The organism is Streptomyces sp. NPDC003038 (genome assembly GCF_040611115.1).
Lineage (GTDB): Bacteria > Actinomycetota > Actinomycetes > Streptomycetales > Streptomycetaceae > Streptomyces.
The window spans coordinates 56,276-76,243 of record NZ_JBEXNN010000015.1 but is presented as its reverse complement, the minus strand read 5'-3'; the positions used below and the strand labels follow the sequence as shown (position 1 = coordinate 76,243).

At 72.4% G+C, this 19,968-nt stretch carries 20 protein-coding genes and 2 tRNA genes; 9 read left to right on the top strand and 13 right to left on the bottom strand.

What is annotated here, in order from left to right; genetic code table 11:
* The first annotated feature begins 116 nt into the window (after nt 1–116).
* The gene (locus ABZX75_RS20110; protein WP_355412272.1) at nt 117–1,100 is read left to right on the top strand and encodes a helix-turn-helix domain-containing protein; all 984 of its coding nucleotides are present in this window, start codon (nt 117–119) and stop codon (nt 1,098–1,100) included.
* Nucleotides 1,101–1,273: 173 nt separating this feature from the next.
* On the top strand, nt 1,274–1,468 hold the full coding sequence (locus ABZX75_RS20105) for a hypothetical protein (RefSeq protein WP_355412270.1): 195 nt from the start codon (nt 1,274–1,276) through the stop codon (nt 1,466–1,468).
* A 101-nt stretch (nt 1,469–1,569) separates the two neighbouring features.
* On the opposite strand, the gene def is transcribed toward ABZX75_RS20105, so the two are convergent.
* The 8 genes from def to ABZX75_RS20065 all read right to left on the bottom strand — a co-directional run bounded on the left by def (nt 1,570) and on the right by ABZX75_RS20065 (nt 9,347).
* A complete protein-coding gene (gene def / locus ABZX75_RS20100; RefSeq protein WP_355412458.1) occupies nt 1,570–2,226 on the bottom strand; it encodes a peptide deformylase in 657 nt (218 codons plus the stop codon).
* Nucleotides 2,227–2,309: 83 nt separating this feature from the next.
* Nucleotides 2,310–3,317: a hypothetical protein gene (locus tag ABZX75_RS20095; RefSeq protein WP_355412268.1), complete on the bottom strand. Its 1,008-nt coding sequence runs from the start codon at nt 3,315–3,317 to the stop codon at nt 2,310–2,312.
* Between the two features lie 119 nt (nt 3,318–3,436).
* Complete coding sequence (locus tag ABZX75_RS20090; protein WP_355412266.1) at nt 3,437–4,714, bottom strand: HD domain-containing protein; 1,278 nt, start codon at nt 4,712–4,714, stop codon at nt 3,437–3,439.
* Nucleotides 4,711–6,240, bottom strand: a complete 1,530-nt coding sequence (locus ABZX75_RS20085) for an HD-GYP domain-containing protein (protein ID WP_355412265.1) — start codon at nt 6,238–6,240, stop codon at nt 4,711–4,713. The genes ABZX75_RS20090 and ABZX75_RS20085 overlap by 4 nt, the downstream gene beginning before the upstream one ends.
* A gap of 191 nt (nt 6,241–6,431) precedes the next feature.
* Nucleotides 6,432–6,737, bottom strand: a complete 306-nt coding sequence (gene rsrA / locus ABZX75_RS20080) for a mycothiol system anti-sigma-R factor (RefSeq protein ID WP_355412263.1) — start codon at nt 6,735–6,737, stop codon at nt 6,432–6,434.
* Nucleotides 6,734–7,378, bottom strand: coding sequence for a sigma-70 family RNA polymerase sigma factor (locus ABZX75_RS20075; RefSeq protein ID WP_030709911.1), 645 nt, complete (start codon nt 7,376–7,378; stop codon nt 6,734–6,736). Before ABZX75_RS20075 ends, rsrA begins: the two co-directional genes overlap by 4 nt.
* A 423-nt stretch (nt 7,379–7,801) precedes the next feature.
* Nucleotides 7,802–8,452 (bottom strand): alpha/beta family hydrolase, encoded by a 651-nt coding sequence (locus ABZX75_RS20070; protein ID WP_355412261.1) that lies wholly within the window; start codon nt 8,450–8,452, stop codon nt 7,802–7,804.
* A gap of 76 nt (nt 8,453–8,528) precedes the next feature.
* Nucleotides 8,529–9,347 carry an SOS response-associated peptidase gene (locus ABZX75_RS20065; RefSeq protein WP_355412455.1) on the bottom strand — a complete coding sequence of 273 codons (819 nt, stop codon included), beginning with the start codon at nt 9,345–9,347 and terminating at the stop codon, nt 8,529–8,531.
* A gap of 80 nt (nt 9,348–9,427) precedes the next feature.
* On the opposite strand from ABZX75_RS20065, the gene ABZX75_RS20060 reads away from it, so the two are divergent.
* The 4 genes from ABZX75_RS20060 (at nt 9,428) to ABZX75_RS20045 (ending at nt 13,058) form a co-directional block, all read left to right on the top strand.
* Nucleotides 9,428–10,141 carry a M50 family metallopeptidase gene (locus tag ABZX75_RS20060; protein ID WP_355412259.1) on the top strand — a complete coding sequence of 238 codons (714 nt, stop codon included), beginning with the start codon at nt 9,428–9,430 and terminating at the stop codon, nt 10,139–10,141.
* Nucleotides 10,142–10,195: 54 nt separating this feature from the next.
* Nucleotides 10,196–11,584 (top strand): 3-phosphoshikimate 1-carboxyvinyltransferase, encoded by a 1,389-nt coding sequence (gene aroA, locus ABZX75_RS20055; RefSeq protein WP_355412257.1) that lies wholly within the window; start codon nt 10,196–10,198, stop codon nt 11,582–11,584.
* 7 nt (nt 11,585–11,591) lie between these two features.
* Complete coding sequence (rsgA, locus tag ABZX75_RS20050; protein ID WP_355412453.1) at nt 11,592–12,602, top strand: ribosome small subunit-dependent GTPase A; 1,011 nt, start codon at nt 11,592–11,594, stop codon at nt 12,600–12,602.
* 132 nt (nt 12,603–12,734) lie between these two features.
* Nucleotides 12,735–13,058, top strand: coding sequence for a multidrug efflux SMR transporter (locus ABZX75_RS20045; protein ID WP_355412255.1), 324 nt, complete (start codon nt 12,735–12,737; stop codon nt 13,056–13,058).
* Here ABZX75_RS20045 and ABZX75_RS20040 read toward each other — a convergent pair.
* Nucleotides 13,024–13,593 (bottom strand): TetR/AcrR family transcriptional regulator, encoded by a 570-nt coding sequence (locus tag ABZX75_RS20040; RefSeq protein WP_355412451.1) that lies wholly within the window; start codon nt 13,591–13,593, stop codon nt 13,024–13,026. The two genes, ABZX75_RS20045 and ABZX75_RS20040, sit on opposite strands and share 35 nt — an antisense overlap.
* A 152-nt stretch (nt 13,594–13,745) precedes the next feature.
* Between ABZX75_RS20040 and hisN the strand changes: the two genes are divergently transcribed.
* Entirely contained in the window at nt 13,746–14,549 is an 804-nt protein-coding gene (gene hisN, locus ABZX75_RS20035; RefSeq protein WP_355412253.1) for a histidinol-phosphatase, read from the top strand.
* Nucleotides 14,550–14,735: 186 nt separating this feature from the next.
* On the top strand, nt 14,736–15,131 hold the full coding sequence (locus tag ABZX75_RS20030; RefSeq protein ID WP_355412251.1) for a CBS domain-containing protein: 396 nt from the start codon (nt 14,736–14,738) through the stop codon (nt 15,129–15,131).
* A 303-nt stretch (nt 15,132–15,434) separates the two neighbouring features.
* Here ABZX75_RS20030 and ABZX75_RS20025 read toward each other — a convergent pair whose 3' ends face one another.
* Complete coding sequence (locus ABZX75_RS20025; RefSeq protein ID WP_355412249.1) at nt 15,435–16,904, bottom strand: catalase; 1,470 nt, start codon at nt 16,902–16,904, stop codon at nt 15,435–15,437.
* A gap of 130 nt (nt 16,905–17,034) precedes the next feature.
* Between ABZX75_RS20025 and ABZX75_RS20020 the strand changes: the two genes are divergently transcribed.
* Nucleotides 17,035–17,451, top strand: a complete 417-nt coding sequence (locus ABZX75_RS20020) for a Fur family transcriptional regulator (protein ID WP_355412247.1) — start codon at nt 17,035–17,037, stop codon at nt 17,449–17,451.
* A 230-nt stretch (nt 17,452–17,681) separates the two neighbouring features.
* On the opposite strand, the gene ABZX75_RS20015 is transcribed toward ABZX75_RS20020, so the two are convergent.
* The 3 genes from ABZX75_RS20015 to ABZX75_RS20005 all read right to left on the bottom strand — a co-directional run bounded on the left by ABZX75_RS20015 (nt 17,682) and on the right by ABZX75_RS20005 (nt 19,958).
* Nucleotides 17,682–17,755, bottom strand: a tRNA-Met gene (locus tag ABZX75_RS20015).
* Nucleotides 17,756–17,834: 79 nt separating this feature from the next.
* The gene (locus tag ABZX75_RS20010; protein ID WP_355412245.1) at nt 17,835–19,691 is read right to left on the bottom strand and encodes a tetratricopeptide repeat protein; all 1,857 of its coding nucleotides are present in this window, start codon (nt 19,689–19,691) and stop codon (nt 17,835–17,837) included.
* 193 nt (nt 19,692–19,884) lie between these two features.
* Nucleotides 19,885–19,958 (bottom strand) — tRNA-Met (locus ABZX75_RS20005).
* Nucleotides 19,959–19,968: the final 10 nt, after the last annotated feature.

The window sequence follows — 19,968 nt, the reverse complement described above, 5'->3', positions numbered from 1 at the left end:
ACGACCAGGTAGTCGAGGAGCGTGTTGATGTTCATGCGTCCACTCTGGCCAGGGCGGCGAAAGCCGGCCAGTGGCAGGACTGTCGCAGATCACCGAATTACTGCCACACTGGGGCCATGCTGACCGTGCGCCCTGTGAAGAATGTGGCCGTGGCCGTGGTGAACGGGGTCGCCCCCTTCGAACTCGGCATCTTCTGCGAGGTCTTCGGGATCGACCGCAGTGATATGGGCGTGCCGCGGTACGAGTTCGCCGTGTGCGCGGCGGAGGACGGCCCGCTGGTGGCCGGCGGCGGCCTGTTCGGCCTCTCGCTCCCCCACGGCCCGCAACGGCTGGAAGAGGCCGATCTGATCTGCCTGCCGGCCGACCGTGAGGCCCCTTACCGCGACTACCCCGAGCCGCTGCTGGCCGCCCTGCGCCGGGCCGTGGACCGTGGCGCGCGGGTGCTGAGCGTGTGCAGCGGCGCGTTCGTGCTCGGTGCGGCCGGGCTGCTCGACGGCCGGCGCTGCACCACCCACTGGTTGCACGCCCCAGCGCTGACGCGGCGGTTCCCGCGGGCGCTGGTCGACCCCGACGTGCTGTACGTGGACGAGGGCCCGGTGATCACCGCCGCCGGAACCGCCTCCGGGATCGACGCCTGCCTGCACGTCGTCCGGCAGGAGCAGGGCGCGGAGGTGGCCAACATCATCGCGCGCCGGATGGTCGTACCGCCGCACCGGGACGGCGGGCAGGCCCAGTTCATCCGGCGGCCGCTGCCCCGCACGGCCTGCGACACGGTGGGCGAGGTGATCGGGTGGATGGCCCGCCATCTGGAGGACGAGATCACCGTCGAGCAGCTGGCCGAGCGCGCGCACATGTCACCGCGCACCTTCGCCCGCCGCTTCCTCCAGGAGACCGGCACCACCCCGTACCAGTGGGTGCTGCGCCAGCGGGTCCTGCTGGCGCAGGAGCTACTGGAGAGCACCGACGACACGGTCGACGCGATCGCGGGCCGCTGCGGCTTCGGCAACGCGGCCGCCCTGCGCCACCACTTCCTGCGGACGCTCGGCACCACGCCGAATGCGTTCCGGCGTGCGTTCCGGGGGCCGCGGGCAGCGGCCTGACCTGTGAGCCGGCCCGCGGGCCGGCCGTGCCGTCGTTGGCCGAGAACCATAGAACTCTTGTCCCAAACCAACCACCTGCGTAACCGGATGGTGTCGTACCGTGATGGGGCCCGACCCGGCCGCACCGCACAGCGCTCGGGCCGCGCACCTCTCACCAGCCCAGGGGAGCCTGTATGTCCCGTACCGTCCGCATCATCACCGCCGCCGCGTTCGCCGCGCTGCTCGTCGGCGGCGCCTCCGCCACCGCTTCCGCGGACAGCGGATGGGGTGCCCCTCCGGCCGACAACGGCTGGAACACCGCTCCTGCCACCATCGACGGCAACGAGTGGGACACCGCTACGGCCGACGCCGACGGCAGCCGGGCGTAGCGTCCGCGCACACGACAGGCCCCGCTCCGGTTCCGGAGCGGGGCCTGTGCGCGTGGTGCGCGAGACCGGCCGGGCCGCCGCGTCGAGCGGGGCCGGCCGGGTCAGGCGTTCGGGACCGTCTCGTAGCGCGGGGTGCCCTCTTCCATCTGGCGCAGGGCGTCCTTGCGGTCCCGCTTCGAGAGCCGGTCGATGTACAGGTATCCGTACAGGTGGTCCGTCTCGTGCTGGAGGCAACGCGCGAAGTAGCCGGTGCCGCGCACCTTGATCGGGTTGCCCTGCGCGTCCTGGCCCTCGACCTCGGCGTAGTCCGGGCGGGCGAGTGACGCGTACGCCGTCGGGACCGACAGGCAGCCCTCGTTCGAGTCGTCCAGCACCCGCGCGGCCGCCGGCAGCTCCACGAGCTTCGGATTGACCACGACACCCGTGTGCCGCTTGCCGTCGTCGTCCGGGCAGTCGTAGACGAAGACCTTGGCGTCCACGCCGATCTGGTTCGCGGCCAGGCCCACGCCCTCGGCGGCCTTCTGGCTGGCGAACATGTCGTCGATCAGCTGCGCCAGCTCTTCGCCGAACTCGGTGACGTCCTTGCACTCCCGGTGCAGGACCGGGTTGCCGACCACCGTGATGGGGCGGGCGGTGCCGCGCTCGCGGTGGGCGAGCTCGCGCTCCGCACAGTCCTCGGTGTCCACGACGTACCCGTCGTCGTCGGTCACCCCGGTCCGGGCCTCGACCTCGACCACCTCGTTCTCCTGCTGCGCCATGTCCGCCGTACGCCTTCCGTAAGTCCTGGTCACCGATGACTGCCGACGGCCACCGATGTGCCCGTACAGCCTACGGCCCGGGCTCAGCAGACTTCTTCGAGATCCCGCCACTCGCGGCTGTCCGGACTGTCGGCGACCCAGCCGTCGAGCAGCCCGCGCACCAGTCCCGCCGGCGCCGCGATGCCGCATTCACGCTCGGGCACCCACAGGGAACCGGAACCGGCCGTACGGTGCCCCAGCGGGCCCGGGTGGCCCGGTTCGCTGTGGTCGTGCGGATCCAGGTGCTCCCCGTCGCCCTCGTCGCTCGGCATTTCGCTCTCCGAGCAGGTCCGGCACAGCAGCCGCACGGAAGAGGACCAGTCCTCGGCGGCGAAGCCCGCGTCCGAGGCCAGCTGCTCCAGCGCGTTGCGGTCCGCCTCGGTGGCCGCTTCCAGCAGCACCACCCAGGTCGGCACCGGCGACGGCGCCCACAGCTCGATCTCGTCGAAGACGGGGTACGAGGGCCCGGCCGCGGTGACCCGCTCGCCGTGCGGAACCCCGTCGTGCAGGACGACCTCGCCCCAGCGCCGCCCCGAGGAGGGCAGCGGGATGGACAGGACCTCCATGCGGGCCGGGTCGAGCCGGCGGCCCCAGACCACCTCGGCCTCGCCCTCGGGCGACAGCCGGACGGCGGCGCTGCCGAGTTCCATACCGACCGGCTCGCCGCTGGACTTCCCGTTGGCGCCCGCGCCGTGGGGGTCTCCGGGCACCTTCAGCCCGTACGCCTGCCAGGCGCGCCGGGCCAGCGGCCAGTCCTGCAGCGCGGTGGCGGCGATCCCGACGTTCCACCAGTCCGGGGCGCCGGTCTCCCGGTCCAGCAGGGCCACCGCACGCAGCCCGGCGGCCCGTGCCTGCTCCCAGTCGTGCCGGAACTTGTGCAGCAGGGCCAGGTTGAACCAGGACTCGGACAGCCATGGCTCCAGGTCCGCGGCTCTGGTCAGGAGCGCGCCCGCGTCCTCGTACCGACCGTCGCCGATCAGCGTGAACGCGCGGTCGGTGGCCTGCCGCCACGAGGCGGAGGGCCGATGCCGTACCTTCCCGAAGATCCTCACGATTCCCGCCTGCCTGGGGGCACCTCCCAGCGGTAGCTGGGGGACAACGGTGCAGCCTTGCGGACACTCTTACTGGCATCCAACCATGTCCACTCGGACGGCCGCTCATTACCCATGGGTTACCCACGTGGGGCGGTAACAACTCTGTCACGTCCGCCCCTGGCCAGAACCCTCGCGAGGCACTCCACCACCTCCGGCTGGTAGTCGTGCCCGGTTCCCAGGCGCAGCTGTTCCAGAGCGGCCAGTGAGCCGCCCGGGTGACGGCTCCCGCCGACGAGGTCCTCGTACGCGTTCACCGCGCGCACGATGCGGGCGGCGACGGGCTGCTCCCGGTACGGGTCCGCCTGCCGCTCCACCACCACGGCGACCTCGGCGGGCACCCCCGTCTGCCGGGCCACCTCCCCGCCCAGCTCGGCGATCCGGCGGGCTTCGGCGGCGGGCAGCTCGGCGGTGGCCCCGGCCGGGACCGGGTCGACCAGGGAGAGCTGGCCGATGTCGTGCATCAGGGCGGCGTACTCCAGCACCGCGAGCTCCCGCTCCGACAGACCCAGCTCCCGCCCCACCGAACAGCTGAGGGCGGCCACCCGGCGGGAGTGGCCCGGCGGGGTGTAGCCGGCGATCTCCGTGGCCCGGGCCAGTGAGGTGATGGTCTGGCGGTAGGTGGTGCGGATCGCGGTGATCCGGTGGAAGGACATCTGGGTCAGCAGCAGGGGCACGCTGAAGACGGGCAGGGCCCACAGGCCGGCGACGGCCACGCCCAGGGCCATCACGACGCCGGTGGCGCAGATCGCCGAGCCGATCCCGGCCTGGGCGCGCAGCTCGTCGCGCAGCAGGGGACCGTACGGCCAGCCGGTCCGGGCCCCGGCGAGCGCGGCCGCGAGCACGGCGTCGCACAGGGCGGTCAGGCCGAGCAGGAAGAGCAGGAAGAGCACGAGGTACGGGCCCTGGCCGACCCAGTGCTCCAGGCGGCCGGAGTTGTAGAGCGGCTGGAAGCAGACGGCGGCGAAGGCGACGGTGAGGACCCGGCGGGCGAGGTGGTCCAGGGCGGGCCCGCGGCCGCGAGCGATGTGCGGGACGATCCCGGCGAGGGCGGCCGCGACGACGACGGCGACGATCTGGAGCACCCCGTGCTGGGTGGGCTGTCCGGCGTCCTGGCCGAGGAGGGCGTAGGCGAGGGCTCCGGCGGAGCCCAGCGGCGCGGGCTGGCGGTCCTCGGCCGGGAGGTGGCCGGCGGCGTCCCGGTGGTCGCGGCGGGCGAGCTCGCCGATGGCGATCAGGGCGCCGAAGACCAGGGCGGTGCCGGGCGCGACGAGGCCGTTCCACAGGGTGTGCCCGAGCCCGGCCGCGGTGATCACCCCGGCGGCCCCCCGCACCGTCCACACGGCCCAGCCCCTCACGCGCCTCCCTCCGCCCTGGTCTTCGGCGCCCTGTTGCCGGGCGATGCCGTGGCGCCCCCGCCGGGCCGGGCCTGCCCGGGCGCCGGTACGGCCGTCCCGGCCGGCGGACCCGCGCCGGCCCCCGCCGGGCGTGAGCCCTGCGTCGGCAGCGCGGCCGGGGAGGGCGGCCTCGGCCCGTCCCCGGCGGGAGCGGAACCGCTGATCACCTGGAGGTCCTCGTCGGAGGTGACCACGGGGTGCCAGCCGTGCCGTCCGATGGCCCGGACCAGCGCGTCGACCATGCCCGGGTCGAACTGGGCCCCGGCGCAGCGCTCCAGCTCGGCGAGAGCCGTCCCCACCGGCCGCGCCCGGCTGTACGAGCGGGTCGAGGTCATCGCGTCGAAGGCGTCGGCCACCGCCACCACCCGGGCCAGTACCGGGATCTGCTCGCCGGTCAGCCCGTACGGGTAGCCCAAGCCGTCGACCCGCTCGTGGTGGTGCAGGATCGCGGAGCGGGCCTCCCCGAGGAAGCCGATGCCGCGGACCATCTCGTGCCCGTACTCGGGGTGCAGTTCGATGATCCGGCGCTCCTCGGGGGTGAGCGGCCCGTCCTTGCGCAGCAGCCGGGTGGGGACGCCGAGTTTGCCCACGTCGTGGAGGATCCCGGCGATGCGGACGACTTCCAGCCGGTCCTCGGCCATGCCGAGCTCGCGGGCGATCATCGCGGAGGCCTGTCCGACGCGTTCGCTGTGGCCGCGCGTGTAGCGGTCCTTGATGTCGACGGCCTGGACGAGGGCGCGGATGGTGGCCCGGTGGGCGGCGCGCTCGCGGTGGTACTGGGCGAAGACCCAGCAGGAGATGTACATCGGCAGCAGGACGAGAGTTGCGGCCGGGAGCCCGTAGGGGCTGCGCCACATGACGGCCATCATCAGGCCTGCGAGGCCGTGCAGGCAGTGCGGGGCGAGGGACCGGGTGAGCAGGCCGCGCCAGGCGGTGGCGGCGGGCCGGCGTTCGGCGGCGGCCAGGACGCCCCCGTCGAGGGCGGTGAGCACCAGGCAGAAGACGGTGGCCGCGACGGCCGCGGGGAGCAGTGCGTACGGGAAGTCGGCCACCCATCCGGGGGGCCCGGATCCCGCGGAGGTTCCTCCGCCGAGGGCGGCCGGGCCGCGCAGAGCCGCGTACGCCTGCCCGGCGGCCCAGGCGGCTATCGCCTGCTGCGCGCCGTGCCAGACCCGGCGGACCCCGGCGGGCCGCTGCACCACGGTGCCGGCGAGCCCCCCGGGCACCGCCACGAGCGCGGCGGCGGCGGGAGGCAGCAGGAACACGGCGGCGAGCAGCACGGGGAAGAAGGATCCGATGCCCTCGGGCACCCGGCTGCCCAGCAGCGGGCACGTCTTCAGGAGTTCGCAGCCGAGGTAGAGGAGGGCGAGCACCGCCACGGCCGCCCAGGGCGTGTGCGGGTCCCGGAAGGCCGGAGCGGCGCACGCGAAGGCCGCGAGGACGGCGCACAGGATGTATCCGCGCGCCACCGGCGGAAGTGCCCGCATGGCGCTCTCCTCCCTGTGCTGTGCAAGCCGGGTACCAAATGAAACCAGTACCGAAGGGGGAGAATAAGTGGGGTCCCGGGCGACGCGGGCCGCATTTTCACATCGCGGCATGCCGACGCCCCCGGATTAGCACCTTCGGGTGAACGAAGTGCCCTTCCGGGGGCGGCTGTTCAAACGGTTTCCGCCGGGAGTCAGCCGGGGGCCGGGTTGTCGGCGGTGACGTCGTGGTCGGGCACGGCCTGACCCGACCGGATCAGCTCGATCCGCCCCATCACCTTCGACCGCAGGTCGCTCGGCACGTCGTCCGACCCGCAGCACCGCTTCACCAGCTTCTTCACGGCCTGCTCCAGACCGTACTTCTCCAGACAGGGGCTGCACTCGCCGAAGTGGGTCTCGAACTTCGTGCAGTCACTGTCGGGCATCTCATGGTCGAGGAACTCGTAAAGGTGGTCCAGGACCTCAGAGCACTCCGTCTCGTGCGGCTCTCCGCAACTCATGAGCCCGAGCCTTTCCGGTCGTTCGACTCTCCCGCGCCGGCGGGAACCAGCCCGCGCTCACGGGCATAGTCCTCCAGCATTCCGCGGAGTTGACGGCGGCCACGGTGCAGTCGCGACATGACCGTACCGATGGGTGTACCCATGATGTCCGCGATCTCCTTGTACGCAAAGCCCTCTACGTCGGCAAGGTAGACCGCGATGCGGAACTCCTCCGGAATGGCCTGCAGCGCTTCCTTCACATCCGAGTCGGGCAGGTGGTCGAGCGCCTGCGACTCGGCCGACCGCAGTCCGGTCGACATGTGCGACTCGGCGCGCGCCAGCTGCCAGTCCTCGATCTCCTCCGCGGCGCTGCGCTGGGGCTCGCGCTGCTTCTTGCGGTAGGAGTTGATGAAGGTGTTGGTCAGGATGCGGTACAGCCACGCCTTCAGGTTGGTGCCCTCGCGGAACTGGTGGAAGGACGCGTATGCCTTCGCGTACGTCTCCTGGACCAGGTCCTCGGCATCGGCCGGGTTGCGCGTCATGCGCAGCGCGGCCGAGTACATCTGGTCGAGGTAGCCGAGGGCGTCCCTCTCGAAGCGCGCGTTGCGCTCCGGGGTCGTCTCTTCCGCGTGGCCTTCGTCGGTCCCAGCGACAGGACCCACCTCCTCCGACTGCGTGGCGACTCCGAAAGCGGACCCGCTCGAATCGGAGAATAGTCGACCCTCCCGGCCCTCCGCCGCCCGAAGCGAGCCGCGCTTGGGCCCGGGCAGCACCGTCCACTCCAGGTCAGCGGCCTGCGGGCGGTTCTGGCTGATGACCTGGGTCATGCGCTCCCTCTCCTCCGACGAAGTTCCGTGCGTTCCGACATCCGGGACAACAGAAGGGCCGTGCGGCACATTCCCCGGCGGGGAGGGGTTTTCGGCTCCGGCCGGCCGGGCGCGGCCCCCGGCGGCCCGGCTCCCGCGGAGCAGGGCTCGCGACCGGCCCCGGAACACGTGCGGACTCTGTCAGGTCGCGCTCGCGTGCAGCTCTGTACGGGGAGCCGTACGGGGGGACCCGTACGGCCCGTCATGCCGTACGGCCCGTCATACGGCGAGCCGCGCCAGCCACTCCTCCACCGCCCGCGTGATCAGCACGAGGGTCTCGTCCTGACTCGGCCCCGCCTTCTTCGGCACCGCGAAGCCGTGATCCCCGTACGCGACCTCCACGAGCTCGTACGGGTCCCCCGCGCCCGGCGGCGGGAACTCCTCCGGACGCCCGAAGGGGTCCCGGGCGCCCTGCACCACCAGGGTGGGCCGCCCGGCCCCGGTGAGCTCCTCGGCGCGGGACTTCTCCGGTCGGCCCGGCGGGTGCAGCGGGAACGCCAGCGCGAGCACCCCGGCGGCGTCCAGCCCGGCCGCGGTCCGGCAGGCCACGCGGGCCCCGGCGCTGCGCCCGCCGGCGACCACCGGCAGCCCGGGCTTCGCGAGCGCCGGCCAGAGCCCGCGCCAGCCCTCGTCCAGCACCTTCGGCGCGGCGGCGACCTTCTTCCCGGCGACCCGCCAGGGCTGTTCGACCAGCGCCACGGTGGTCCCGCGGGCGGGCAGGGCGGCGGCCAGCGCCTGGAGGTCCCGGGCCTCGATGCCGCCGCCCGCGCCGTGGCCGAGGGCCAGCACGAGCTTCGCCTTGCGGGCGGGGTGCCAGGTGATGCGGGCCTCGCCCGCCGGGGTGTCGACACTCTCGGTACGCGTGGTCATGACCCCATCGTGCACGCGGGGCACGCAGCGCACGCGGGGCGCGGCGGGCCGGGCGCCCGGGGAGGACCGGCGCGGCCTAGAAGAGGGTCGCCTCCTCCGGCGCGGCGAGCTCCTCCAGCAGCTCCGGCCCGTTGTTGCGCACGCTGCTCACCGCGGTGGACACGGCGTAGGCGCGCATCAGCCCGCCCGGCGGCGGCGCCAGCAGGTCCCTCAGCGAGCCCTCGGTATCGGTCTGGGCCGGGTCGAGCCAGGCGTCCCAGCGGTCCGGGGTGAGCATGAGCGGCATCCGGGGATGGATGTCGGCGAGCGAGCGCGGGCCCTCGTCCGGAGCCACGCCCAGCGGCCCGGCCTCGGCCTCCGTGGTGATCACCGAGCAGGTGGCCCACCAGGCGAGCGGGTGCCCGTCGGGCAGCGTCCGGTCGCGCCAGAACTCGTAGATCCCGGCCATGGCCATGAAGGAGCCGTCGGCGGGGAGAACGAAGTACGGCTGCTTGCGTGCCCGCTTCTTCTTCCCCTCGACCTCCAGCTGCCGCTCGTCGTGGGCGGTGACCCACTCGTAGTAGCCGTCGGCGGGGATGATGCAGCGGCGCTGCGCGAAGGGCCGCCGGAAGGACGGCTTCTCGTGCAGGGTCTCGGACCGGGCGTTGATCATCCGGGCGGCGCCGTCGGGGTTCTGGGCCCAGGACGGGACGAGGCCCCACTTCAGGACGCGCAGCTGGCGAACCGGACGCGGGTGGGCGGCGTCTTTCAGAGGACGGTCGAGGACGACGTGGACCTCCTTCGTCGGTGCGACGTTCCAGTCGGGTGCCAGGGACTCCTCCGGCTCCCACTTCTCGATCCCGAACGCCTCCACCAGGTCCTCTGGTCTACGGCTCGCTGCATACCTTCCGCACATGGCTGCCACACTGCCATGGCTCCCCCCGGCTGCCGCTGGGAGGTACCCCCGGACCATCACCGCAAGGAGTTCGTCACTTCATGGACAGCAGCACCACGGCCGACCTGTGGGACCGGCTCACCGGCATACAGACCGCGCCCGAGCGGTGGCTGGTGATCGCGACCGGCCTGGTCGCGCTGGCCGCCGTCGGGCCCCGCCCGCTGTGGCGGCTGTCGCGCAACGCCGTCACCATCGCGCACGAGGGCGGTCACGGCCTGCTGGCGCTGCTCACCGGCCGGCGCCTCGACGGGATACGACTGCACTCCGACACCAGCGGCGTGACCGTCAGCCGGGGCCGGCCGACCGGCCTCGGGATGATCCTGACCGCCGCCGCCGGATACACGGCGCCCTCGCTGCTCGGGCTCGGCGGGGCGGTGCTGCTGTCGGCGCACCGGATCACCCTCCTGCTGTGGGTGGCCACCGCCCTGCTGCTGGCGATGCTGGTGATGATCCGGAACGCGTACGGGGCCCTGACGGTCGTGCTGACCGGCGGAACGTTCGTGCTGGTGTCGTGGCTGTCCCCGGCCGACGTGCAGGCGGTCTTCGCGTACGGCGTGGTGTGGTTCCTCCTCCTCGGCGGGGTCCGGCCCGTCTTCGAGCTGGGGGCCAAGCGCAGGCACGGAGCGGCGCCGGATTCCGACGCGGACCAGCTGGGCCGGCTGACCCACGTCCATCCGGTGGTGTGGCTGGTCCTCTTCCACGTGGTCGCGCTGTGCTCCCTCACCGGTGGCGCGCGCTGGCTGCTCGACCTCTGAGACTGGGGCCGCGATCAAGATCTGAGGCCGGTGGAAGCCATTAAAGTGGGGGCCATGACCGAGACCCCCGCGCTCCCCGCCCTCTGGCCCGCCCCGATCGCCGACGGCACCGTCCACGCCACCGTCACCGTGCCGGGGTCCAAGTCGGTCACCAACCGTGCCCTCGTGCTCGCCGCGATCGCCGCCGAGCCGGGCTGGGTACGCCGCCCCCTGCGCTCGCGCGACTCCCAGCTGATGTCCGACGCCCTGCGCGCACTGGGCGTGGGCATCGAGGAGACCGTCTCCTCCAGCTCCGCCGGGCAGGGCGAGAGCGGAGAGGCCTGGCGGATCATCCCGGCCGCCCTGCACGGCCCGGCCACCGTCGACGTCGGCAACGCGGGCACGGTCATGCGCTTCCTGCCGCCCGTCGCGACCCTCGCCGACGGCGACATCCGCTTCGACGGCGATCCGCGCTCCTACGAGCGCCCGCTCGGCCAGGTCATCAGCGCCCTGCGCACCCTCGGCGCCCGCATCGACGACGACGGCCGGGGCGCGCTGCCCATGACCGTTCAGGGCGGCGGGGCGCTGGAGGGCGGCGTCGTCGAGATCGACGCCACGAACTCCTCGCAGTTCGTCTCCGCGCTGCTGCTCTCCGCCCCCCGCTTCAACCAGGGTGTCGAGGTGCGGCACGTGGGCACGAACCTGCCGTCGATGCCGCACATCCGGATGACCGTGGAGATGCTGCGCGCGGCGGGCGCCCAGGTCGACACCCCCGAGGCGGGCGGCGAGAAGAACGTGTGGCGGGTCTCCCCCGGCGCGCTGCTCGGCCGCGACATGGTCGTGGAGCCGGACCTCTCCAACGCCCAGCCCTTCCTGGCCGCGGCCCTGATCACCGGCGGCACGGTCACCATCCCGGACTGGCCGCGCCGCACCACGCAGCCCGGTGACGCGCTGCGGCGGATCTTCACCGAGATGGGCGGTTCCTGCGAACTGACCGACGCGGGGCTGGTCTTCACCGGCACCGGCAAGATCCACGGCATCGACGTGGACCTGGGCGAGGTCGGCGAACTGACCCCGGGCATCGCCGCGGTGGCGGCCCTGGCCGATTCCGAGTCGGTGCTGCGCGGCGTCCAGCACCTGCGGATGCACGAGACGGACCGGCTGGCCGCGCTGACCACGGAGATCAACGCCCTCGGCGGCGACGTCACCGAGACCGCGGACGGCCTGCACATCCGGCCGCGCCCGCTGCACGGCGGTGTGTTCCACACGTACGACGACCACCGGATGGCCACCGCGGGCGCGGTGATCGGCCTGGCGGTCGAGGGCGTGCGGATCGAGAACGTGGCGACGACCGCGAAGACCCTGCCGGACTTCCCCAAGATGTGGGCGGACATGCTCTCCGGGGCATCGGGCGGCTCCGGGGGCTCCGGAACTCCGGGAGCCGAAGCGGGTGCGGGAGCGTAGGGCCGTCATGCGCAGGTACGGCAAGCACACCGATGAGGACGACATCCGCTCCCGCCCCAACCCCAAGGGCAACCGGCCGCGGACGAACATCCGGCCCAAGCACGAGGACGCCTCCGAGGGCTTCGTCCTCACGGTCGACCGCGGCCGGCTGACCTGCCTGGTCGGGGACCGCTCGGTGCACGCCATGAAGTCCAGGGAGCTGGGCCGCAAGGCGGCGGTGGTCGGCGACCGGGTCTGGATCGTGGGCGACCTGTCCGGCAAGAAGGACACCCTCGCCCGGATCGTGCGGATCGAGGAGCGCAAGTCCGTCCTGCGGCGCACCGCCGACGACGACGATCCGTACGAGCGCGTGGTCGTCGCCAATGCCGACCAACTGGCCATCGTCACGGCCCTGGCCGACCCGGAGCCCCGCCCCCGGATGATCGACCGCTGCCTGGTGGCCGCGTACGACGCGGGGCTGGAGCCGCTGCTGGTGCTCACCAAGTCCGACCTCACCTCGCCCGACCAGATCCTGGAGATCTACTCCACGCTCGGCGTGAACTACGTCGTGACCAACCGCGAGGAACTGGCGACGGGCGACGCCGCCGACCGGGTGCGCGAGCGGCTGAACGGCCGGATCACCGCGTTCGTCGGCCACTCCGGCGTCGGCAAGACCACTCTGGTGAACTCGCTGGTGGCGGAGGGCCGCCAGCGTGCGGTGGGGCATGTCAACGCGGTCACCGGCCGCGGCCGCCACACCACCACCTCGGCGCTCGCGCTACCGCTGCCCTCGGGCGACGGCTGGGTCATCGACACCCCGGGCGTGCGCTCCTTCGGTCTGCACCACGTGGACCCGTCCCGGGTGATCCTGGCCTTCCCGGACCTGGTGCCCGGGACCGAGGGGTGCCCGCGCGCGTGCAGCCACGACGAGCCGGACTGCGCGCTCGACAAGTGGGTGGAGGACGGTCACGCGGACCCGGCGCGCCTGTATTCGCTGCGGCGCCTGCTGGAAACGCGGGAGCGCCGCGAAGGAGACTGATCGTCCGGCCGCGTCGGGCCGCGTTTGCCGCGGGACCTGTCTGGATAAATGCATACTCGCACCGAGTGGCGCGCAGGTTCAGGCCGGGACTCAGGCCCAGACCGTGTCACGTGACGCGGGGAGGCATTCGAGATGGCGTGGCTGCTGGTCGTGGTCGCGGGACTACTGGAGACCGGTTTCGCGGTCTGTCTGAAGCTGTCCCACGGGTTCACCCGGCTGTGGCCGACGGTCGCCTTCGCGTGCTTCGCGCTCGGCAGCTTCGGTCTGCTGACGCTGGCGCTCAAGAAGCTGGACGTGGGCCCGGCGTATGCGGTGTGGACGGGGATCGGGGCGGCCGGGACGGCGATCTACGGCATGCTCTTCCTCGGCGACCTGGTCTCCACCCTCAAATTGGTCTCGATCTCGCTGGTGATCCTGGGGGTCATCGGGCTGCAGCTGTCCGGATCGGCGCACTGAGCAGCCGCAGCAGCTCGGCGAGTGCGGGCTGCGCCGGACCTTCCGCCGGGGCGATCACGTAGGAGAGCGCGAGCCGTACGGCGAGCTCGCACCGTTGCGCGCCCTCGTCCGGCGCGAGCGCGGCGGCCGCCCGCTCGCTGACGGCTCGGGCCAGCGCGCCGGGCCCGGGCGGCCCGGAACCCGGCCCCCGCGTGGGCCCCGGAGCGGGCAGGGCCGCGTCCCAGCACCCGGTGAGCAGGGCGCGTACGAGGGGGTGCGCGCGGGCCGCCCGTACGGTCCACTCGGCGACCGCGGCGAGGCGCTCGGCACTCGCGGCCGGATGACCCAGAGCCCGGTCCACGCCGTCGAGGTACCAGTCGGCCTCGCGCCGGACCAGGGCGTGGCCCAGCCCCTCCTTGCCGCCGAACTCGTTGTAGAGGGTCTGGCGGGACACTCCGGCGGTGGCCGCCACCTCGACCATCCGCACGGCGGGCCAGGGGCGCGTCGCGAGCGCCGCTCCCGCCGCTTCCAGCAATGATTCCCGGGCTGCCGGCATCATCGCCTCCCCCTGTGGGTCCCGGCTGGGCTTCCCCGCCAGAGTTGACGGGCCGACAGGTCCTGTCAAGGGCACGTCTTCGGTCAAGGGCACGTCCGGCCGCACTGTGGACCTCGTTGGCCGGGGTGCGGGAGTCTCGATACTGTTCGGCCATGCCCGAGTATGACGATGACCTGCGCCTTGCCCTCGAACTCGCCGACGCCGCGGACGCCGCCACCATGCAGCGGTTCCGCGCCCTCGACCTGGTGGTCGAGACCAAGCCGGACATGACGCCGGTGAGCGAGGCGGACAAGGCCGCCGAGGAGATCATCCGGGCGGGCATCGAGGCCGCCCGGCCCGATGACGCCATCCTGGGCGAGGAGTACGGGCTCAAGGGCAGCGGGCCGCGCCGCTGGGTCGTGGACCCGATCGACGGCACGAAGAACTACGTACGCGGCGTTCCCGTCTGGGCGACGCTGATCTCGCTGATGGCGCAGGACGCGGACGGCGTCTTCCGGCCCGTGGTGGGCGTGGTCTCCGCGCCGGCGCTGGGCCGGCGCTGGTGGGCGGTGCGCGGCGGTGGCGCGTACGCGGGCGGCGCGCTGGGCGAGACCACCCGGATCGGCGTGTCGAAGGTGAGCGCGCTGGGCGACGCCTCCTTCGCGTACTCCTCACTGAGCGGCTGGGAGGAGCAGGGCCGCCTGCCCGGGTTCCTGGACCTGACCCGCGCGTGCTGGCGTACCCGGGGCTACGGCGACTTCTGGCCGTACATGATGGTCGCGGAGGGCTCGCTGGACCTGTGCGCCGAGCCGGAGCTGAACCTCTGGGACATGGCGGCGATCGCCGTCGTGGTCGAGGAGGCGGGCGGCCGCTTCACCAGCCTGGACGGGGTCGACGGGGTGCACGGCGGGAACGCGGCGGCGTCGAACGGGCTGCTGCACGAGGAGATGCTGGGCCGGTTGCGCCCGCGCGCCTGACGCCCGGCCCGGGCGCGTCCCGGCGCGGCGCGTGCGGATCGCGCCGCTGCGTACCCTCTTGCTCACCCGGGGTGCCCGTGGGAATCTGAGACTCCTCCGCTTGTGCGCTTGTGAAGCCGTTCTCTAATGCCCGGCCGCGCGCGCACCCGCCCAGCGGAGGGACTCACCCAGGAGGTGGCTCTCTTCATGCTCGTCCGTGACGCCATGAGCACCGTGATCCTCACCCTCGGACCCGCGCACACCTTGCGGCAGGCGGCCTGCCTGATGTCCGCCCGGCGCATCGGCGCGGCCGTCGTCCTCGACCCCGACCACAGCGGAATCGGCATCCTGACCGAGCGCGACATCCTCAACGCGATCGGCGCGGGCCAGGATCCCGACCGCGAGTCCGTGGGCGCGCACACCACGAACAACGTGGTGTTCTGCACCCCGGACGCCACCTTGCAGGAAGCCGCCGAGGCCATGGCCAACGGCGGGTTCCGGCATCTGATCGTGCTGGAGCACGGCGGCCCGGTGGGCATCGTCTCCGTACGCGACATCATCCGCTGCTGGGTGCCGGCGCGGCGCAGCGCCGTTCCGGCCTAGGTCCTGTCGTCAAAGTAGCGCCGGTAAGGCCCGCGTCGTCTGGCGCCGTGCATCGCAAGGCGGAGGAGCGCACGAGTACTGGACGTACTTGGGCGCTCCGACAGCTCGGCCGCCAAGGTCCTCGAAGAGGAGCCGAGACGCAGTGAGCGCAGCGAACGCAGTGCGGCGAGGTGCGGTGCCAGACGGCGCGGGCCAGGCGGGACTTTGACGACAGGGCCTAACACCCGCGGCGGCACGCGACGCCGACGGGCCGGCGCCCCCGTGGGGGTGCCGGCCCGTCGTCTTGCCACGACAAGCGATCCGTCAGCCGCGAAGGGCCTGGACCGCGGCTTCCAGCCGCTTGCCGAAGTCGCCGTCCGCCTGGCGGAAGTTGTTGATCGCCCGCTCGACGATGTCGTCACGGGAGACCTTGGCGATGAAGCCGGACAGGTTCTCGATCAGACGGGCCTTCTCGTCCTCGGAGTACAGGCGGTAGAGGTTGCCCGCCTGGACGAAGTCGTTGTCCTCGCGGTGGATCGGCGCGGCGTGGTTGCCCGTGCCCCCGGTCACCGGGGTGGACTGCCACAGCGGGCGGTCCGTCTGGTGCGGGCCGCCGAAGCTGTTCGGCTCGTAGTTCTTCGCGCCCTTGTGGCGGCCGTCGTACAGGTAGCCGTCACGGGAGTTGGTGCGTGCCTCGGTGGCGCGCGGGCGGTTCACCGGCAGGTGGTCGGCGTTGATGCCGACGCGGTAGCGGTGGGCGTCGCCGTAGCCGAAGAGACGGCCCTGGAGCATCTTGTCCGGGGACGGACCGATACCGGGGACGAAATGGGCCGGGCTGAAGATGCTCTGCTCAACCTCCGCGAAGACGTTCTCCGGGTTCCGGTTGAGCTCCAGCTTGCCGATCTCGATCGGCGGGTAGTCGTCGTGCGGCCACACCTTGGTGAGGTCGAACGGGTTGAAGCGGTACTCGGCCGCCTCGGCCGCCGGCATGATCTGGACCTGGACGGTCCAGCTCGGGAAGTCGCCGCGCTCGATGGCCTCGCGCAGGTCGCGCTGGTGGGAGTCGGGGTCCTCACCGGCGAGCTTGTTGGCCTCGGCCTGGGTGAGGTTCTTGATCCCCTGGTCGGTCTTGAAGTGGTACTTGACCCAGAAGACCTCGCCGGCCTCGTTGTTCCACTGGAACGTGTGGGAGCCGTATCCGTTCATGTGGCGGTAGGACGCCGGGATACCGCGGTCACCGAACAGCCAGGTCACCTGGTGGGTCGACTCGGGCGACAGACCCCAGAAGTCCCAGACGTTGTCCGCCTCCTGCGAGCCCGTGTACGGGTCGCGCTTCTGGGTGTGGATGAAGTCGGGGAACTTGATGGCGTCCTTGATGAAGAACACCGGGGTGTTGTTGCCGACGAGGTCGTAGTTGCCCTCTTCGGTGTAGAACTTCAGCGCCCAGCCACGGGGGTCTCGGACCGCGTCCGCCGAGCCGAGGTTGCCGGCCACGGTGGAGAAGCGCAGGAAGGTCTCGGTCTGCTTGCCGACCTCGGACAGGAACTTGGCCCGGGTCCACTGAGAGACGTCACGGGTGAGCGTGAAGGTGCCGTACGCGCCGGCGCCGCGGGCGTGGACCACGCGCTCCGGGATGCGCTCGCGGTTGAAGTGCGCGAGCTTCTCCAGGAGCAGCTGGTCCTGGACCAGCACGGGACCGCCGGCGCCAGCGGTCTCGCTGTTCTGGTTGTCGGCGACCGGAGCCCCGGCCTCCGTGGTGAGCGGTCCCTGCGTCACGTGCGCCTCCTGCGTCATTCCTGCATGTCCTGTCCTTGGCGTTTGCCGTACTCGATCCTACAATGGACTTTGTCTAAGTCAAGTAAGCATCCAAGTCGACACTGATTCGGGAGTTACACCGAATCCCCTCGCTGTTAGGCTGGCGTCTATGAGTGACCTGCTGGAACGACTTCGCGGACGCGGCTGGCGCATGACGGCGCAGCGGCGTGTCGTGGCCGAGGTGCTCGACGGTGACCACGTTCACCTGACGGCCGACGAGGTGCACGCGCGTGCTGTGGCCAAGCTGCCGGAGATTTCCCGGGCGACCGTCTACAACACGCTGGGCGAGCTCGTCACGCTCGGCGAAATCCTGGAAGTCTCGACGGACCGCCGCGCCAAGCGGTACGACCCGAACGCCCACCGTCCCCACCACCACCTGGTCTGCGCCCAGTGCGGCGCGATCCGCGACGTCCACCCGGCGGGCAACCCGCTGGCCGACCTGCCGGACACGGAGCGCTTCGGCTTCGAGGTGTCGGCGGTCGAGGTGACGTACCGCGGCGTGTGCCCCAACTGCGCCGGCGCCTGACGGGCGGAGGTGAAAGGGGACGCGGAGACGCGCGCGGACCCGGATACCGCGGACACGGACACGGACACGAATACGAATACGAATACGGACAGCTTGAAGGCCCGGGAGCCCCGCTCCCGGGCCTTCTGCCATGTCCGCCGCTCGTGCCATTGCGCCAGCTTGGCAGCTGGAAACGACTCAGGGCCCGGAACCGATGGATAATCCATCAGATCCGGGCCCTGAGGCTTCAGTAGCGGGGACAGGATTTGAACCTGCGACCTCTGGGTTATGAGCCCAGCGAGCTACCGAGCTGCTCCACCCCGCGTCGGTAAACCTGACTTTACGTGAAGGCGCCCGGCAGATGCAAATCCGTTAACCGACCCGGTGCCCGCCCCGCCGAGGCCTCAGGCCGAGAGTTCCTCGGCCAGGGCCTCACGCAGGCGGGCCGCCCGCTCGGAGACCTCCGCCGGGCCCAGCTCCATGGCCCGCACGCACCACTTCTGGCCCTCCGCGAGATCACCGTGGCGCGCCGCCAGCAGCCCCAGCCGCAGCGCCGCACGACCGTGGCCGGCCACCGCCGCCCGCGTCCACCACAGCGCCGCCTCGGGCTCGCTGCCCTCGCGGGCCAGCAGCAGCCCGAGGTTGAAGGCCCCGTTGCGGGACCCGGCCTCCGCCGCCTCCCGGTACCACCGCGCGGCGACCTCCATGTCACCGCGGGCCGCGGCCAGCATGCCGACCCGCACCTGCGCCCGCCGGTGACCCAGCTCGGCGGCCCGTTCGTACCACTCCTCGCTCTCGGTCCGCTCGGCGCCGCCCAGCGGCTCGCCCAGCGCCACCGGCTCCGGCGGCGGAGCCAGCGACTCCAGCAGCGAGGCCAGCCGGAACGCCGCCTCCGCGCTGCCGCCTCCTGCCGCGCAGCGCAGGTGACGCTCGGCTGCCCGCTCCTCGCCGTCCCGCACCAGGGCGATGCCGACCTGGAGCGCCGCGTCCGTGTGCCCGGCCGCGGCCGCCCGCTCGTACCACTTCAGTGCGGTGCGGTCCTCGTCGCGGCTTGCGAAGAGGATCCCGAGGTTGAAGGCGGCGTCCACGCTCCCCGCTTCCGCCGCCTTCGAGAACCACGGCTCGGCGCCCTCCGCGTCGCCGCCCTGCAGCAGCAGGATGGCGAGGGCGTTGGCCGCCTCGCGGTGCCCGGCGTAGGCCGCCCGGCGGTACCACTGCTCGGCCTGCGCGGTCCGGTCCTGTGCGACGCACAGCAGGGCGAGGTTGTACGCCCCGTTCTGATCGCCCGCGTCCATGGCGGCCCGGTACCAGCGCTCCGCGGTCTGGGTCTCGCCCCGCGCGGCGTGCAGCGCACCCAGCGCGTTCGCGGCGTTGCCGTCGCCGTCCTGCGCGGCCCGGTGCCACCACGCGGCCGCGCTGTCCTCGTCCCCGGCGTCGCGCAGCAGGAAGCCCAGCGCGCACGCGGCCCGGGCCTCCCCCTGCTTGGCGGAGGTCAGGTACCAGCGCCCGGCTTCCTTGAGCTCCCCGCGCGCCTCCAGCAGCGCGCCCAGGTGGAGCGCGGCGCGGCGGTGACCGCGCGCGGCGGCCTGGCGGTACCACTGCTCGGCCTCGGCGGGGTCGCCCTTCCTCAGGTGCCGGGCCAGCCGGTACGCGGCTTCGCGGTGGCCCTGTTCCGCGGCAGCGCGCAGCCACCGCTCCACACCCTTGTCACCGCGGTGCTGCAACAGGTCGGCCAGGGCGTACGCGCCCAGGGCGTGGCCGGATTCCGCCGCCTGCCGGAGCCAGTACTCGGCGGCGGGTTCGTCCCCGCGCTCGCGGAAGTAGCGGCCCAGGGCGTGCGCGGCGGGCGCGGATCCGGCCACGGCGGCGACCCGCCACCAGCCGGCGGCCTCCTCCGGGTAGCCCCGCTGGTGCAGCAGCACGCCGAGGTTGTTCGCGGCGGCGCGGTCCCCCTCGCCGGTCGCCCCCCGCAGGTACGGCTCGGCCCGGTCGAGGTCGCCGCGGCGCAGCAGCAGCGCCCCGAGCACGCTCATGGCACCCGGGTCGCCCTTGTCGGCGGCCGCCCGGTGCCGCGCTTCCAGCTCGGCGTCGCTCGCCGCGTCGGTCTCGGCGAACATCTCCTCCGCGAAATCCGCATCGGTCAATGCGGTCTGCGCGTTCACGGCCGGAGCCGCCCCCTTGACTTCGGTGCCCGATTCGGCCTCCGCCCTCACAAACCGCCCTGTCTCCAGCAGAGTTGACCCGTCCCCCATAAATCCCATCGTCGCATCACCTGCTACCCGCGTACACCTGGTATGTCGCAGCCCGTGAGGTCACTACAGCGTTTTGTCGACATGCCCACAGGGAGACAAGTCAAACACGCTCCCACCCCAACTCACCCGTACCAGCTACCTCGTGTCCACGGCCGGACATGACGAAGGCCCGGATCCCATGGATCCGGGCCTTCAACTTCAGTAGCGGGGACAGGATTTGAACCTGCGACCTCTGGGTTATGAGCCCAGCGAGCTACCGAGCTGCTCCACCCCGCGTCGGTGAAAC